The following is a 14,946-nucleotide window of genomic DNA, read 5'->3' on the forward strand; positions in this document are numbered from 1 at the left end:
AAAACCATCCAACAACTATAAATAAGGATATTTATGACAACACTATCGTATACCGCACCGAACATGTCCGTTATTCGCAACAGTCGAATAACCATTCGCTACCAGGCCCTCACCGGTTCTGCTGACTTGTATATAGAGGCTTTACGAAATGAACTGGTCAAGCTGAATGCAGCCATCACGGATACAGACTTGATTGCGCACAAGACCATAACTACCGCGATCATCAACCTGGATACCGCGACACTCAATGAGACACTGGAGGCGTTGACCGCGCTGTCTACGGGGGACATGAATCCGCCAACCAGAAACGCCATTGAGGTCTATACCAAAATAGCCAGGCAATTGATCTCGCAATGCACTGATAACCTGGGCACAGCTCAGACCGACCTCAGCCACGCGCTCTACGATGTCAGGTATTCCCCCATCAGTGACAACCAATTCAAAATTGCTGAACTGGCGCAGGTACGCGAGGTTCTGGCCACCGAACGGGACAAGGAAATCCCACCTGTGGAAAAGCTCTTGGATGATGAAAAGGTCTTGAATGAAGCGATCCGTCTATTTCAAAGCCTCAGTTTCATTGATCGCGTGAAACCTCTTCTCGAGCAATTGACCGGGATGATCGGCACTCAACCTGAAACACCCCAAACGGCTGCAATGAAAGCCGGCGTATTGGTCGCGAACAAGTTTCTTGATGAGGCAAACGAACTGATCAAATACCAGGGCCTGATCACGGCGCGCACCACGCTTCGGGTTCGTCTAGTAGAACGACAGGGTCGCCTGAGTTCTCTTGTCAGCCAAATCAGTGATAACGACAAGAAAGCCAAACAACTGAACGACACTAAAAAAGTGATTGAGCCGCGCGATTCGTATGTCAATGAAACGAGCAACATTGTCGAAGCGTTGTCGTTGTTTCTTGAAGCCATCAACGAGGATACCGGGGACGACCTTGTCAAAAAGGGCCGACATCTGATCTCGCAGGCCAAGCCGTTGGCGTCCTACCTGGCCAACCTCAAAGGTCAGTGGCTACGCGACTAATGTTGCTGCTGAGCGAGTTCGGACGCCCGTTGCCGGTATTCCTGGGCCATCGCACGGATCGCAGGGTGCGGGGCGTTGAGTAATGCATCCCCACTCACCCGAAGAAAGTTCTGGTTACCGCCGGTCAATGCCCGGCGTAACCAGGACATGGCTTCGTCAACCTGCCCGTCATCTGCCAACAGCGCCGCATAACTGAACTGACCGCGAAAATCCCCGCCTTCGGCAGATCGTTGGTACCAAAGTCGCGCCGCCAATGGATCTGCAGGGCAAACCCGTCCCTCTTCCAGATACCGCCCCAATAGATTCATCGACTTGGCATGGCCCAGTTCCGCGGCCCGTCGATAAAGATCCAGGGCTTGCGACTGATCGACCATCACCCCTCGCCCGGTGGCCAGCAGATTGGCGTAGTTGTACATCGCCCAATCCAGCCCGGCTTCGGCGGCCATTCGATAATGCCCCGCGGCAACCGCCGCATCAGCGGCACAACCCCAGCCATGCTCATGACAACGACCGAGCATGTTGCGCGCCATCAAGTGGCCGCGCTGGGCGGCAATCTCGAACCAGCGCAACGCCAGCGGTTGATCCTGCGCAATGCCCTGCCCGTCCAGCAGGATCTGTCCAAGCAGCGCCTGAGCTTCGAGTACGTTTTCACGGGCGGCGATCAGAATGGCCTGGGCTGCGCGTGCATGGCTTTCCTCGAGCATGGCTTTGAGGCGATCGCCGTCGAGGACTTCTTCGCGGCGCAATTGGAAACTCATACGTCGACCCAGCGGCGTAACAAGTTGTGATAAGTGCCGGTGAGGCGAATCAGTGAAGGGTGATCCGGCATGTCCTGCGTCAGTTGCTGGATCGCGCCATCCATCTCGAACAACAAGGCGCGCTGGCTGTCTTCCCGCACCAGGCTTTGGGTCCAGAAGAAAGAGGCATAGCGCGTGCCGCGCGTCACGGCGTTGACCTTGTGCAGGCTGGTGCCGGGATACAGGACCATGTCACCGGCCGGCAACTTCACGCGCTGGGTGCCGAAGGTGTCCTGGATTTCCAGTTCACCGCCGTCGTAATCCTCAGGGTCACTGAAGAACAATGTTGCCGAGAGATCGGTGCGCACGCGCTCGATGCTGTTTTTCGGCTGGCGCACGGCGTTGTCGATATGGAAGTCGAAACTGCCACCGGCCGTGTAACAGTTCAGCAATGGTGGGAAGACTTTGTGCGGTAACGCGGCGGACATGAACAGCGGATTCTTCCACAGCCGCTCAAGCAGTGCCGCGCCCACCTCCTTGGCCAGTGGATGACCTTCGGGCAACTGCAGATTGTGCTTGGCCTTGGCCGACTGGTAGCCGGCGGTGATTTTGCCGTCGGCCCAATCAGCCTGCTCCAGAGCCTCGCGGATGCGCTGCACTTCTTCTTTCGCGAACACGCCGGGAATGTGCAACAGCATGGGGATAACACCTAAGAACAAAGAGGCGGCAATGGTATTGATTCTTATTGCCCGTGTAAAACCCCCTGACGAACGAGCCCGCAAAAACCGTAAGGTCAAAGTGTAAAGAATGTAAATTCAGTGCGAATAGTAACGTTTCGCAATTGATACAAATACTTGTTTACCCTATATTCCGCGGCCTCAAATCCTTGGGGAGGGGAATTCACATGTCACGCCAACAATCACAATCACCGGTCAGTTCACCGCGTTTGCTCGCGTCTGCAATTGGCGTGGCGATCACTGCCAGCTCTGCCGGCCATATGGTTTTCGCGGCTGAAAAAGCCGACGAAAAAGCACCGGGCAATTCGATTTCCCTTGGCGCCACCGCCATCACTGGCGAAGCCCAGGATGCGACTTCCTACAACGTCGAAAAAGCCTCCTCGCCCAAGTACACCGCACCGCTGGTGGACACGCCGCGTTCGGTCACCGTTATCCCGCAACAAGTCCTCAAGGACACCGGCGCGCTCAATATGCAGGACGCGCTGCGCACCGTTCCGGGCATCACCTTCGGTGCCGGTGAAGGTGGCAACCCACAAGGCGACCGTCCGTTCATTCGCGGTTTCGACGCCCAGGGCGATACTTACCTTGATGGCGTGCGCGACACCGGCTCGCAAAGCCGCGAGATCTTCGCGGTCGAGTCGATCGAAGTCAGCAAAGGCCCGAACTCGGCCATTGGCGGCCGTGGCGCGGCGGGTGGCAGCATCAACCTGGTGAGCAAGAAGGCGCACCTGGGCGACTCGTTCGACGGCGGATTTACCTGGGGTTCGGACCAGACCCAGCGTTACACCATGGACGGCAACTACCAGTTCAGCGATAGCGCCGCTGGCCGTCTGAACCTGATGAGCCACGAAAGCAACGTCGCCGGCCGTGACAAAGTCGATTACGACCGCTGGGGCGTCGCACCGTCGCTGGCGTTCGGCCTGGGCACCGACACCCGGGTCAACCTCGATTACTACCATCTGGAAAGCAACGACACGCCAGACTCGGGCATTCCGTACACCATTCCTGTCGCAGGTTCGGCCGCCCGCGCCAAATCGAACCCGGACAAGCCTTTTGCCGGCGGTGACGACAGCAATTTCTATGGCCTGGACCGCGATTTCCGCAAGGGCCGCACCGACACGGCGACCTTCGCCATCGAGCACGACCTGAACGACGCGCTGACTGTCAAAAACACCTTGCGCCATGGCACCAGCATGCAGGATTACATCCTGACCCAGCCAGACGACAGCAAGGGCAACGTCAACAACGGCAGCGTCTGGCGTCGGGCCAACACCCGCGTCAGCAACACCGAGACCACCACCAACCAGACGGATCTGTTCGGTGACGTCTACATCGCCGGGTTCAAGAACAGCTTCGCCACCGGTATCGAGTTGAGCCACGAGGAAAGCCAGAAGTCCTCGTACAACGTCAACACCGACACCACGCCGACGACGGCGGCTGTGACAACCAACTGCAATCCGGCGATCATCGGCGCACGGAGCGGCTACAACTGCACGTCGCTGTCCAACCCGACTCCGAACGATCCATGGAACGGTGCAATCTCACGCAACTACGCCGGTACGGACACCAAAGCCAACACCTATGCGCTGTATGCGTTCGATACCCTGGAACTGTCCGAGCAGTGGCTGGTGAACATGGGGCTGCGTTACGACCATTTCGACACCGACTACAAAACCTTCAACGGCTCCAGCGTGACCACGTCCAAGGGCGATGACACCAGCGAGTTCGTCACCGGGCAGTTCGGCGTGGTCTACAAGCCCGCAGAAAACGGCAGCATCTATGCGTCCTATGCCACCTCCGCCACGCCACCGGGCAACACCCTGGGCGAAGGTCAGGAAGGCAATCCGCTGGGTGGCACGCCGGACCGCAACGGCAACTTGCTGAAAAGCGACATGGAGCCGGAAACCACCAAGAACTACGAAATCGGTACCAAGTGGGATCTGTTGAATGATCGTCTGTCGCTGACCGCCGATATCTTCCGCACCGAGAAAGAAAACGCCCGCGTTCAAGTCGACACCACGTCCTATGAAAACGCCGGCAAAACCCGCGTTCAGGGCGTCGAACTGTCGGCCAGCGGCAAGCTCACCGACAAATGGCAAGTGTTCGCCGGTTACGCCTACATGGACAGCGAGCAAGTCGATGGCGGCCCGCTGGGCGCGGCCAACGATGGCAACGAACTGCCTAACACGCCGAAAAACAGCGCCAGCCTGTGGACCACCTATCAGGTCACACCGAAGCTGACCATCGGCGGCGGTGCGTTCTACGTCGACGATGTATTCGGCAGCGTGGCCAACACCACCATGGTTGATTCCTACGTTCGTTACGACGCGATGGCCGCCTACAAGCTGAGCAAAAACATCGACCTGCAACTGAACGTGCAAAACCTGACCAACGAAACCTATTACGACAAAGCCTTCTCGACCCACTTCGCCAATCAGGCGGCGGGCCGTACGGCATTGCTGAGCACTAACTTCCACTTCTGATAGAAGCGAGAAGACGAAGGCCCCGTTCATCTATATGAGCGGGGCTTTTGTGCGTAAAAAAGAATGCTTCTCGACCACCCACGGCATAATGCGCGCCGTGATGACAATTTTCGGACGAACAAGGCGAGCGATGTGTTGAAGAAAACCCTGTTCCAGTTGCACTGGTTTTTCGGCATCAGTGCCGGGCTGGTCCTGGCCCTGATGGGCATCACCGGGGCGACGGTATCGTTTCAGGATGAAATCCTGAGCGTGCTGAACCCTTCTGTGTTGCAGGTCGAGAAGCAGGTGGCAGGCGTGCTGCCTCCTGTCGAACTGGTCGAGCGCATCGAAGCCGCTTCCGGTAAAAAAGTCTCCATGCTCAGTGTCGAGACCGACAGCGGCGCTGCGGCCAAGGTGTTCTTCACGCCGCCACCCGGCCAGCGCCGGGGCGAGATGCGTTACTTCGACCCGTATACCGCGGATTTCATGGGCGATGCCACCGGGCAGGACTTCTTCGGCTTCATGCTGCAACTGCACCGCTTCCTCGCCATGGGCGATACCGGTCGACAAATCACCGGCGCGTGCACGCTGATCCTGGTTTTCTTCTGCCTCTCGGGTCTCTACCTGCGCTGGCCACGCCAGTGGAAAAACTGGCGTACCTGGCTGACCCTCGACTGGAAGAAAAAGGGCCGCAGCTTCAACTGGGACCTGCACTCGGTGGCCGGTACGTGGTGCCTGGTGTTTTACCTGTTGGCGGCGCTGACCGGATTGTCGTGGTCCTATGAGTGGTACAACAAAGGCTTGACTCGACTGCTTTCCGACGCCCCGCAAAACGAGCGCATGCGCGGCGGGCGTGGCCCTGCGCCAAGCGGTCCGGCGCCGACTGCCGATTACGCGTTGATGTGGAGCAGCATCTACAGCTCTGCCGGACCGGCACTCAGTGCCTATAACATCCGCATGCCGCCAGTGGCCGGGCAACCCGCCACCGTGTTCTACCTGTTGAAGACCTCACCGCACAATCGCGCGTTGAACCAGATCACCCTTGATCCGGCCTCTGGCGTGGTCAAACGGATTGAGCGATACAGCGACAAGAGCCTCAAGGCTCAATTGCTGACGAGCATTTACGCGCTGCACGTGGGCAGCTATTTCGGCATTGTCGGGCGAATCATCCTGACGATCAGCGCGCTGACCATGCCGCTGTTTTTCGTCACCGGCTGGCTGCTGTACCTCGACCGTCGGCGCAAGAAAAAACAGATCAACGATGCCCGCAAAGGCTTCGCGCAAACCGGCAGCAACACGCCGGCCTGGTTGATCGGCTTCGCCAGCCAAAGCGGCTTTGCCGAGCAACTGGCGTGGCAGACTGCCGGGCAGTTGCAGGCGGCCGGCGTGCCGGTAAAGGTTCAGCCGCTGGCGAATGTCAGCGAACAGGATTTGCGTGAGTCCAGCAACGCATTGTTCGTGGTCAGCACCTTCGGCGACGGCGAAGCACCGGACAGTGCCCGCGGTTTCGAACGCAAAGTGCTGGGCCGGGCGCCGAGCCTGGCGAGCCTGAACTACGCGGTATTGGGCCTGGGTGATCGCCAATATCAACACTTCTGCGGTTTCGCCCGACGCCTGCACACCTGGCTGGGCGAACATGGCGGCAAGACCTTGTTCGCGCCGGTGGAAGTCGACAGCGGCGATCCGTATGCCCTGCGTCACTGGCAACAACAGTTGGGGCTACTGACCGGACAAACGCCGGCCGACACCTGGCAGGCACCGAGCTACGACAACTGGACCCTGACCCGCCGCGAGTTGATGAACCCGGACAGCAGCGGTGCGCCGGTGTATTTGCTCGGACTTGCAGCCCCGACGACCAGCAGCTGGCTGGCCGGTGACTTGCTGGAAATGCTGCCACGCAATAGTTCATGGGCGATCGAGCATTTCCTCGATGGCCTGGGCATCGAAGGCCGGGCCACGGTGACCTACGATGGCCTGACCCAACCTCTGGAGCAGTCCCTGGCGAGTCGCCAATTGCCCGAGAATCGAGCGCATCTGGTCGGCCTGCACGCCCAGGCGCTGTTGGACGCCCTGGTGCCATTGGCCATGCGCGAATACTCCATCGCCTCGATAGCGGCAGACGGCGTGCTGGAACTGATCGTGCGTCAGGAAGTGCATCCCGACGGCAGCCTGGGCGTCGCTTCCGGCTGGCTGACCGAGCATGCGCCAGTGGGCAGCACCGTCAGTATGCGGGTGCGACGTAACAGCGGTTTCCATTTGCCGACCGAGCCGGTGCCGATGATTTTGCTGGGCAACGGCACCGGTCTCGCCGGGCTGCGCAGCTTGTTGAAAGCGCGGATTGCCGATGGACAAACACGCCATTGGCTGTTGTTTGGCGAGCGCAACCGCGAACACGACTACCTGTGTCGCGACGAACTCGAAGAGTGGCTGATCTCGGGGGACATCGAGCGACTGGACCTTGCTTTTTCGCGGGATCAGGCCGAAAAGATCTACGTGCAGGATCGACTGCGCGAGTCCGCCGAAACGTTAAAGCAATGGCTGGCTGAAGGTGCTGTGATCTACATCTGCGGAAGCTTGCAAGGCATGGCTTCAGGGGTGGATCACGTGCTCAACGAAACGCTCGGCATTGAAGAAGTCGACCGGCTGATCGAGCAAGGCCGCTACCGCCGCGACGTCTACTGACCCCCCATAGTCCCTGTGGGAACGAGCTTGCTCGCTCCCACAGGGCCAAGGTGTACAGCTATCGACTTCTTTTTCACACCGGCTGCAGTTTTTGCTCAAACACCCCCACACCATCCAGATCCCGCAACACCACACTCATCTCCCCCGTCTGACCGTCGATATTCACCTCGCCAAAAAACTGAAACCCGGCAAACGGCGAAGTGTTCTGCGCGGGTGGGGCTTTCTCGAAGACCACCTCGGGGCCAAAGGTTTTATCCAGCGGATTGGGCCCGAAACTCCCCGCATTCAACGGCCCGGCGACAAACTCCCAGAACGGTTCGAAGTCCTGAAAAGCAGCACGGTCCGGGTGGTAATGATGCGCGGCGCAGTAATGCACATCCGCGGTCAGGAACACAAAATTGCGCACCTGTTGCGCCCGCAAGAAACCCAGCAACTCGGCGATTTCCAGCTCACGTCCCTGGGCTGGACCGGGATCGCCGTTGGCCACCGCTTCCCAGCGCGTCACACCGGGGCTGACTTCGCCGTCCGGCACGCCGAGGCCGATCGGCATGTCGGCCGCGATCACTTTCCATTGCGCGCTGGAGCCTTTCAACGAAGCCTTCAACCAGTCCAGTTGCTCGCGACCGAGAAAGGGTTTTTCACCGCCAAGATTGTCGTCATTGGCCCCGCGATAGCTGCGCATGTCCAACACGAACACATCCAGCAAGGGCCCATAGCTGAGCTTGCGATAAATACGTCCGCCACCGTCGGCGCTCTGCAGGCGCATCGGTGCATATTCCAGCCAGGCTTGCCGCGCACGGCCCACCAGGCTGTGGATATCTTTGCTTTTGTAGCGCCCGTCGAGTTGTTTACCCGGCGACCAATTGTTCACCACTTCGTGGTCGTCCCACTGCCAGATCTGTGGGACCTCGGCGTTGAAACGACGAATGTTTTCGTCCATCAGGTTGTAGCGGTAATTGCCGCGATAGTCGTCGAGGGTTTCGGCGACCTTGCTCTTGGCTTCACTGGTGATGTTGCGCCACACACGACCACTCTCAGTCGTGAGCTGAGCCGGCACCGGGCCGTCGGCGTAGATGGTGTCGCCGCTGTGGATAAAGAAGTCCGGCAGGCGCAGGCGCATGGCTTCGTAGATGCGCATGCCGCCAATGTCGGGGTTGATGCCGAAGCCCTGGCCGACGGTATCGCCGCTCCAGACGAAACGGATGTCGCGACGGGCTTGCGGCACGCTGCGCAAGTGGCCGAACCAGGGCTCGCTGACGGCACCACTCTGGGCATCTTCGAAGGACACACGGTAGAAAATCGCCTGGTCGGCGGGCAGCCCGGTGAGCTCCACGCGCGCGGTGAAATCGCTGCGCGCATCGGCCACTGGCGAGACGAGTCGGCGGGGGTTGCCGAACAGGCTGCGGGTGTCCCATTCCACCACCATCCGCGCCGGACGGTCGCTGCGACTCCAGATCATCGCCCGGTCGCCCAGCAAGTCGCCGGACTGCACACCGTCGGTCAGTTGCGGACGATCCTGGACTGACGCAATCACTGCCGGCGCCAGCCCAGGAAGCAACAGGCCGGCGCCGACGGCCTGGATGACACGGCGGCGGCCGAGATCGAATTCGCTCATGGTGTTCTCCCTGAAAAGGAAAACTTAAACACGCGCGCGTGACGCTGATGTGAAAACGCGATCCTGTGGGAGCGAGGGGCCTCGCTCCCACAGGATCTTGCATCAGGCCTTGGCCGGCTCCAGTGCCAACTCAACTGATTCCGGCCGCTTGACCACCGCGTAAACCACCGCTGTCAGCAGACTGCCGGCCACAATCGCCAGCAAATACAGCAGCGCATGGTTGATCGCATTCGGGATCGCCAACACAAACAAGCCGCCGTGCGGCGCCATCAGTTTGCAGCCGAAATACATCGACAACGCACCGGTCAGCGCACCACCGGCAATGCTCGCCGGAATCACCCGCAGCGGGTCTTTGGCGGCAAACGGAATTGCCCCTTCGGAGATAAAGCACAGCCCCAATACCAGCGCCGCCTTACCTGCCTCGCGCTCGGTCTGGGCGAACTTGCGACGCGCAATGAACGTGGCGATGCCGAGGCCAATCGGCGGCACCATACCGGCGGCCATGGTCGCAGCCATCGGTGCATAACTCTGGGACGCCAGAAGCCCGACCGAGAACGCGTAAGCCGCCTTGTTGATCGGCCCGCCCAGGTCGACGCACATCATGCCGCCCAGCAACACACCCAGCAGAATCGCGTTGGTGGTGCCCATGCTGTCGAGGAAGTGCGTGAGCGCTTCGAGCATGCCGGCCACCGGTTTGCCGACCACGTAGATCATCACCAGGCCGGTGAACAGGCTCGCCAGCAACGGGATGATCAGGATCGGTTTCAGCGCCTCAAGACTTTGCGGCAAACGCGCATAACGATTGATCGCCTGCGCCGCGTAACCGGCGATGAAACCGGCAATGATTCCGCCTATGAAACCGGCACCGAGGGTGCTCGCCAGCAAACCGCCAATCATCCCCGGCGCCAGGCCCGGACGGTCGGCGATCGAGTAGGCGATATAACCCGCCAGCAGCGGCACCATCAGCTTAAACGCGGTCTCGCCGCCGATCTGCATCAGCGCCGCCGCCAACGTGCCCGGTTCCTTGAATGCGGTGATACCGAACACGAAGGACAAGGCGATCATCAAGCCGCCCGCCACCACCATCGGCAACATGAACGACACACCGGTCAGCAGGTGTTTGTAGACGCCGGACTTCTCTTGCTTGGCTGGGCCTTGGGCGCCGGTTGCAGCAGTTTCCTGCTTGCCTTCGGCCAAGGCTTTTTTCAGTGTCGCTTCAGCTTGCTTGAGGGCAATACCAGTGCCGCAGCGGTAAATCTTCTTGCCGGCGAAACGCTCGGTGGCGACTTCGATGTCGCAGGCCAGCAACACCACATCGGCATCGGCGATCGCGGCAGCACTCAATGGATTGCGCGCACCGACCGAGCCCTGGGTTTCGATTTGCAGCTCGTAGCCCAGGCGTTTGGCCGCTTGCTGCAAGGCTTCGGCAGCCATGAACGTATGCGCGACACCAGTCGGGCAGGCCGTGATTGCCACCAGTCGTGGCACGTTTTGCACGACGGCAACCGGCTCGGCGATGGCTTCGGGGGCGACGTAAACCTGAGCCTCTTCGGCACCTCGGCGCAGCACCGCTTCGACGTCCTGCAGAGCCTGGGCTGGCGTGCTCTGGAATACACGCTTGCCGACGAATCGGGACATGTCGACCGGGGCGCTGGTGACCAGCAACACCCACTCGGCACCCTCGATCGTGGCCGCCGACAATTGGCGTTCCGGGTGCGCCGCATCGTTGACTTCAACGCAGGTGCTCCAGCCCTGACGCTGGGCCGCCGCATCGAGCAAGCGGGCGCACAGCACACTGGTGACCATGCCGTTCGGACAGGCCGTAACAATGGCTAACTTCATGACAAACCCTCTTATTGTTCTGTCAGGGGGCGCACGCGCACACCCTGTTCGAGCTGCGCCAGTTGCGCGGCGTCGTTGATGCCGAAACCGATCTGGGTGACCGCCATCGCGGCAATCGCCGTGGCCGTGCGCAGGGTCTGTTCGGGCGTATCGGCGCTGAGCAAACCGTGGAGCATGCCGGCCAACAACGAATCACCCGCGCCCACCGTACTGGCGACGCTGACCTTGGGCGGCGTGGCGTGCATCGCCGAACCGACACTGAACCAGTTCACGCCATCGGCGCCGTGGGAGATCACCACATGCTCGATGCCTTGAGCGTGCAAACGGCTCGCTGCTTCAGCCTGGGCGGCGACCGAAATCACCTCGCTACCCAGCACCTCGGCAAGCTCTTCGCTGTTTGGCTTGATCAGCCAGGGACCGGCCTTGAGCGCGGCACGCAAGGCTTCGCCACTGGTGTCGAGGGCGACTTTCAAGCCAAGGTTTTTCAACCGTGAAATCAACGCCTGCAACCACGCAGGGCTGATGCCTTGAGGCAGGCTGCCAGCGACGACAACGGCTTCATGGCCCGACGCAATCTGGTCGAGTCGATCGAGCAATGCTTGTTGCGCGGCCTCATCCACCATCGGTCCAGGACCGTTGATATCGGTGATGCGCCCATCGCTTTCCGCCAGTTTGATATTGCTGCGCGTCTCGCCGGGCACGCGGATAAACGCGTCGACAAAACCACGTTTGGCGAACAGGGTTTCGAACGCTTGCAGGTTGTCTTCACCGAGGAAACCGCTGACGGTGAGCTGATGCCCAAGGTCCGCCAGCACCTGCGCCACGTTCACGCCTTTGCCAGCGGCGTGGGTGTGCATCTCGTCGCTGCGATTGACTTGACCTGGGGCCAGCAGCGGCAGTTGAACGGTGAGGTCCAGCGCCGGATTGAGGGTCAGGGTTAGAATCTTGGCCATTACAGGGCCTCCACTAATGCGCGCACTTCATTCGCGCTGCCCACGGCCAATGCCTGCTGGGCGAGAATTCGGGTCTGGGCCAGGCTGAGCTCGCGCACGCGCGCCTTGACCTCGGCGATGCTGCGGCCTGACACGCTGAGTTCATCCACACCCAGCCCGACCAGCACCGGCACAGCCAGCGGATCAGCCGCCAACTCGCCGCACACGCCGACCCATTTGCCGTGGGCATGGGCGGCGCGCACGGTGATGTCGATCAGTTGCAGCACCGCTGGATGCAACCCGTCAGCCTGGGCCGACAAGGTTGGATGACCACGGTCGATGGCCAGGGTGTATTGGGTCAGGTCATTGGTGCCGACGCTGAAAAAGTCGACCTCTTTGGCCAGCACCGGCGCCAGCAATGCAGCCGACGGCACTTCAATCATGATCCCCAATTGCAGGTCTGCAACCGGAATTTCCAGACGCAGGCGTTCAGTCATGTCCCGAGCCTGGCGCCACTCATCGACGCTGCCGACCATCGGGAACATGATCCGCAGCGGACGGTTGTCGGCGGCACGCAACAAGGCGCGCAATTGCGCTTCCATGATCTGCGGGCGCTGCAGGGTAAGGCGAATGCCGCGCACGCCGAGGAACGGGTTTTCTTCTTTGGCGATCGGCCAATACGGCAGCGGTTTGTCGCCACCGACATCAAGGGTGCGCACCACCAGCGGACGACCGGCCAGGCCATCGAGGACGCGCCGGTATTCGACTTCCTGAGTGGCTTCGTCCGGGGCTTGCGAGTGGGCCATGAAAATCAGTTCGGTGCGCAGCAAGCCAATGCCTTCGGCGCCCTGCTCCACCGCGCTGGTGACGCCTGCGCTTTCGCCGATGTTGGCGAACACTTCGACCGCGTGGCCATCGGTGGTCAACGCCGGTTGATGGCGTTGCTCGGCGGCGGCCTTGAGACGTTGTTCGCGGGTGTCGCGCTCTTGCGTGGCGCGCTGCAAGGTGGCGGCGTCGGCATCGACGTGCAAGCGACCGCGCTGGCCATCGATCAGCAATGGCGTGCCCGGTGCCAGCAGCAACACCGCCGCACCGGCACCGACCAACGCCGGAATACCCAGCGCCCGGGCAACGATCGCACTGTGCGCAGTGGCGCCGCCACGGGCAGTAAGAATGCCGGCGACCCGCAGCGGATCGAGACGCGCCACGTCGGACGGGCCGACTTCATCCATCACCAGGATGTACGGCTGCTCGGGCTCGCTCGGGGTTTCGATGCCACTCAGTTGCGCCAGCACACGACGGCCGATGTCGCGCAAGTCCGCTGCGCGTTCGGCGAGCAGCGCGTCCTGCAACGATTCCTGTTGTTTGGCCGCCGCTTCAATCACCGCCATCCACGCCGCTTCAGCGCTTTCGCCTTGCTTGAGGCGCGTGTCGACTTCATCGGTCAATTCCGGATCGTCGAGCATTTCCTGATGGGTGATGAAAATCTCGCGAATGGCCTTGGACTTGCTGCGTTCGATCAGCCCTTCGATGTCGCGACGCACGTCGGCCAGCGCCTGTTTGAGACGCTCGCGCTCGATTGCGGCAGACTCACCGCGCAGCGGGTATTCGATGGTTTGCAGCACTTGGATATGTGCCGGGCCGATGGCGATTCCCGGCGCAGCGGCGATGGCCTGAATCAGACTGCCGGATTTCGGTGCGAGCATCACTTCGGCGACATCGGCGAATACTTCACGCTGCTGACTGACCGCCGGCAACGGCTCGACTTCTTCCCCGAGACCTTCTTCGATGGCCGCCAACAGGGCTGGCAATGCGTCGGCGGCGATGCTCGGTTCGGCGACGAATTCCAGCACCTGACCACGGCGGGCGCCGAGGCTGAGCAGCTTGCTCAAGCTCTTCACCGACACGGCGCTGTCCTGCCCCTCGACGATGCGTACGCGGATTTCACCTTCAAAACTTTTCGCCAGTTGCGCAAGGATCTTCGCCGGGCGCGCATGCAAGCCGTGGGCGTTGGCCAGGGCGATACGAGCACTTGGCCAATCCGCCGGCAACTCACCGCCCAGGACTTCAAGCACCGCGCGGCTGCTGGTGGCACGACCCAATTCGTGGCCGCGACCTTCGATCAGCAATGCACACAGGCGTTCGAGCAGGGCTTGATGCGCCTCGCCGAGACTGGCGAGGCAAAACAAGCCGCTGAGCGGCTGGCCGAGGTAACGTATCGGCTTGTCCGGGGTGACGAAGGCGAGCCCGGGGCGTTTCACAGTCTGTTCGCTGTGCAACCACCACAAACCATCGCCCAGGGGCAGCGCTTCGACTTGTTGCAAGACCGCGGAGAATCCGTTGCTCACACAATCCGCCTGACGCAGCAAACGCGCACCACGCCAGACCAACTCTTCGAAATCATCGGCGGAAACTCCGAGGCCGATCATCTGCGCATCCAGCGCCAGCTCCTGCGGCGCGCCTTGCAACAGTTTCAGCAAGGCTTCGGCGGTGCTGGCGCGACGCAGGGCCTGACCCAGATCGGTCTCGCCGAGGGCACGGGTCAGCAGTTGCAGCAAACGCAGGTGCTCGTCGGACTTGGCGGCAATACCAATCGCCAGGTAAACAATCTGGCCATCGCCCCAATCCACGCCTTCAGGGAACTGCATCAGGCGCACGCCAGTGGAAAACACCTGATCGCGGGTATCCGGGGTACCGTGGGGGATGGCAATACCTTGACCGAGAAAGGTCGAGCCCTGGGCTTCGCGCGCCTGCAAACCGGCGAGGTAACCCTCGGCAACCAAACCATCGGCGACCAGATGTTGGGCCAGCAAGTGCAACGCTGCGGACTTATCCACAGCCGATTGGCCCATGGATATCTGCTCTATGGTGAGCTCGAGCATGCTTTCTCCTTTTTGGCGTCTG

General features: G+C 60.8%; 9 protein-coding genes. 3 read left to right on the forward strand and 6 right to left on the reverse strand.

Annotation, left to right across the window (positions count from 1 at the left end):
• The first annotated feature begins 33 nt into the window (after positions 1 to 33).
• Positions 34 to 1,035: an alpha-xenorhabdolysin family binary toxin subunit B gene (locus BLQ41_RS00525; RefSeq protein WP_157694991.1), complete on the forward strand. Its 1,002-nt coding sequence runs from the start codon at positions 34 to 36 to the stop codon at positions 1,033 to 1,035.
• Here the strand turns inward: BLQ41_RS00525 and BLQ41_RS00530 are convergent.
• The gene (locus tag BLQ41_RS00530; protein WP_090175595.1) at positions 1,032 to 1,793 is read right to left on the reverse strand and encodes a tetratricopeptide repeat protein; all 762 of its coding nucleotides are present in this window, start codon (positions 1,791 to 1,793) and stop codon (positions 1,032 to 1,034) included. The genes BLQ41_RS00525 and BLQ41_RS00530 overlap by 4 nt on opposite strands.
• A complete protein-coding gene (locus BLQ41_RS00535; RefSeq protein WP_090175597.1) occupies positions 1,790 to 2,470 on the reverse strand; it encodes a Fe2+-dependent dioxygenase in 681 nt (226 codons plus the stop codon). The genes BLQ41_RS00530 and BLQ41_RS00535 overlap by 4 nt, the downstream gene beginning before the upstream one ends.
• Before the next feature lie 206 nt (positions 2,471 to 2,676).
• Between BLQ41_RS00535 and BLQ41_RS00540 the strand changes: the two genes are divergently transcribed.
• Positions 2,677 to 4,992, forward strand: a complete 2,316-nt coding sequence (locus tag BLQ41_RS00540; protein WP_090175600.1) for a TonB-dependent receptor — start codon at positions 2,677 to 2,679, stop codon at positions 4,990 to 4,992.
• Positions 4,993 to 5,124: 132 nt separating this feature from the next.
• On the forward strand, positions 5,125 to 7,653 hold the full coding sequence (locus tag BLQ41_RS00545) for a PepSY domain-containing protein (RefSeq protein ID WP_090188313.1): 2,529 nt from the start codon (positions 5,125 to 5,127) through the stop codon (positions 7,651 to 7,653).
• Between the two features lie 73 nt (positions 7,654 to 7,726).
• On the opposite strand, the gene BLQ41_RS00550 is transcribed toward BLQ41_RS00545, so the two are convergent.
• The 4 genes from BLQ41_RS00550 to ptsP form a co-directional block, all read right to left on the reverse strand.
• A complete protein-coding gene (locus tag BLQ41_RS00550) occupies positions 7,727 to 9,268 on the reverse strand; it encodes an alkaline phosphatase D family protein (RefSeq protein WP_090175603.1) in 1,542 nt (513 codons plus the stop codon).
• Positions 9,269 to 9,370: 102 nt separating this feature from the next.
• A complete protein-coding gene (locus tag BLQ41_RS00555; RefSeq protein ID WP_090175605.1) occupies positions 9,371 to 11,110 on the reverse strand; it encodes a PTS fructose-like transporter subunit IIB in 1,740 nt (579 codons plus the stop codon).
• An 11-nt stretch (positions 11,111 to 11,121) separates the two neighbouring features.
• On the reverse strand, positions 11,122 to 12,063 hold the full coding sequence (gene pfkB / locus BLQ41_RS00560; protein ID WP_090175609.1) for a 1-phosphofructokinase: 942 nt from the start codon (positions 12,061 to 12,063) through the stop codon (positions 11,122 to 11,124).
• Positions 12,063 to 14,924, reverse strand: a complete 2,862-nt coding sequence (gene ptsP, locus BLQ41_RS00565) for a phosphoenolpyruvate--protein phosphotransferase (RefSeq protein ID WP_090175612.1) — start codon at positions 14,922 to 14,924, stop codon at positions 12,063 to 12,065. The genes pfkB and ptsP overlap by 1 nt, the downstream gene beginning before the upstream one ends.
• Between the last annotated feature and the right edge of the window lie 22 nt (positions 14,925 to 14,946).

This window comes from Pseudomonas arsenicoxydans (assembly GCF_900103875.1).
Classification (GTDB): domain Bacteria; phylum Pseudomonadota; class Gammaproteobacteria; order Pseudomonadales; family Pseudomonadaceae; genus Aquipseudomonas; species Aquipseudomonas arsenicoxydans.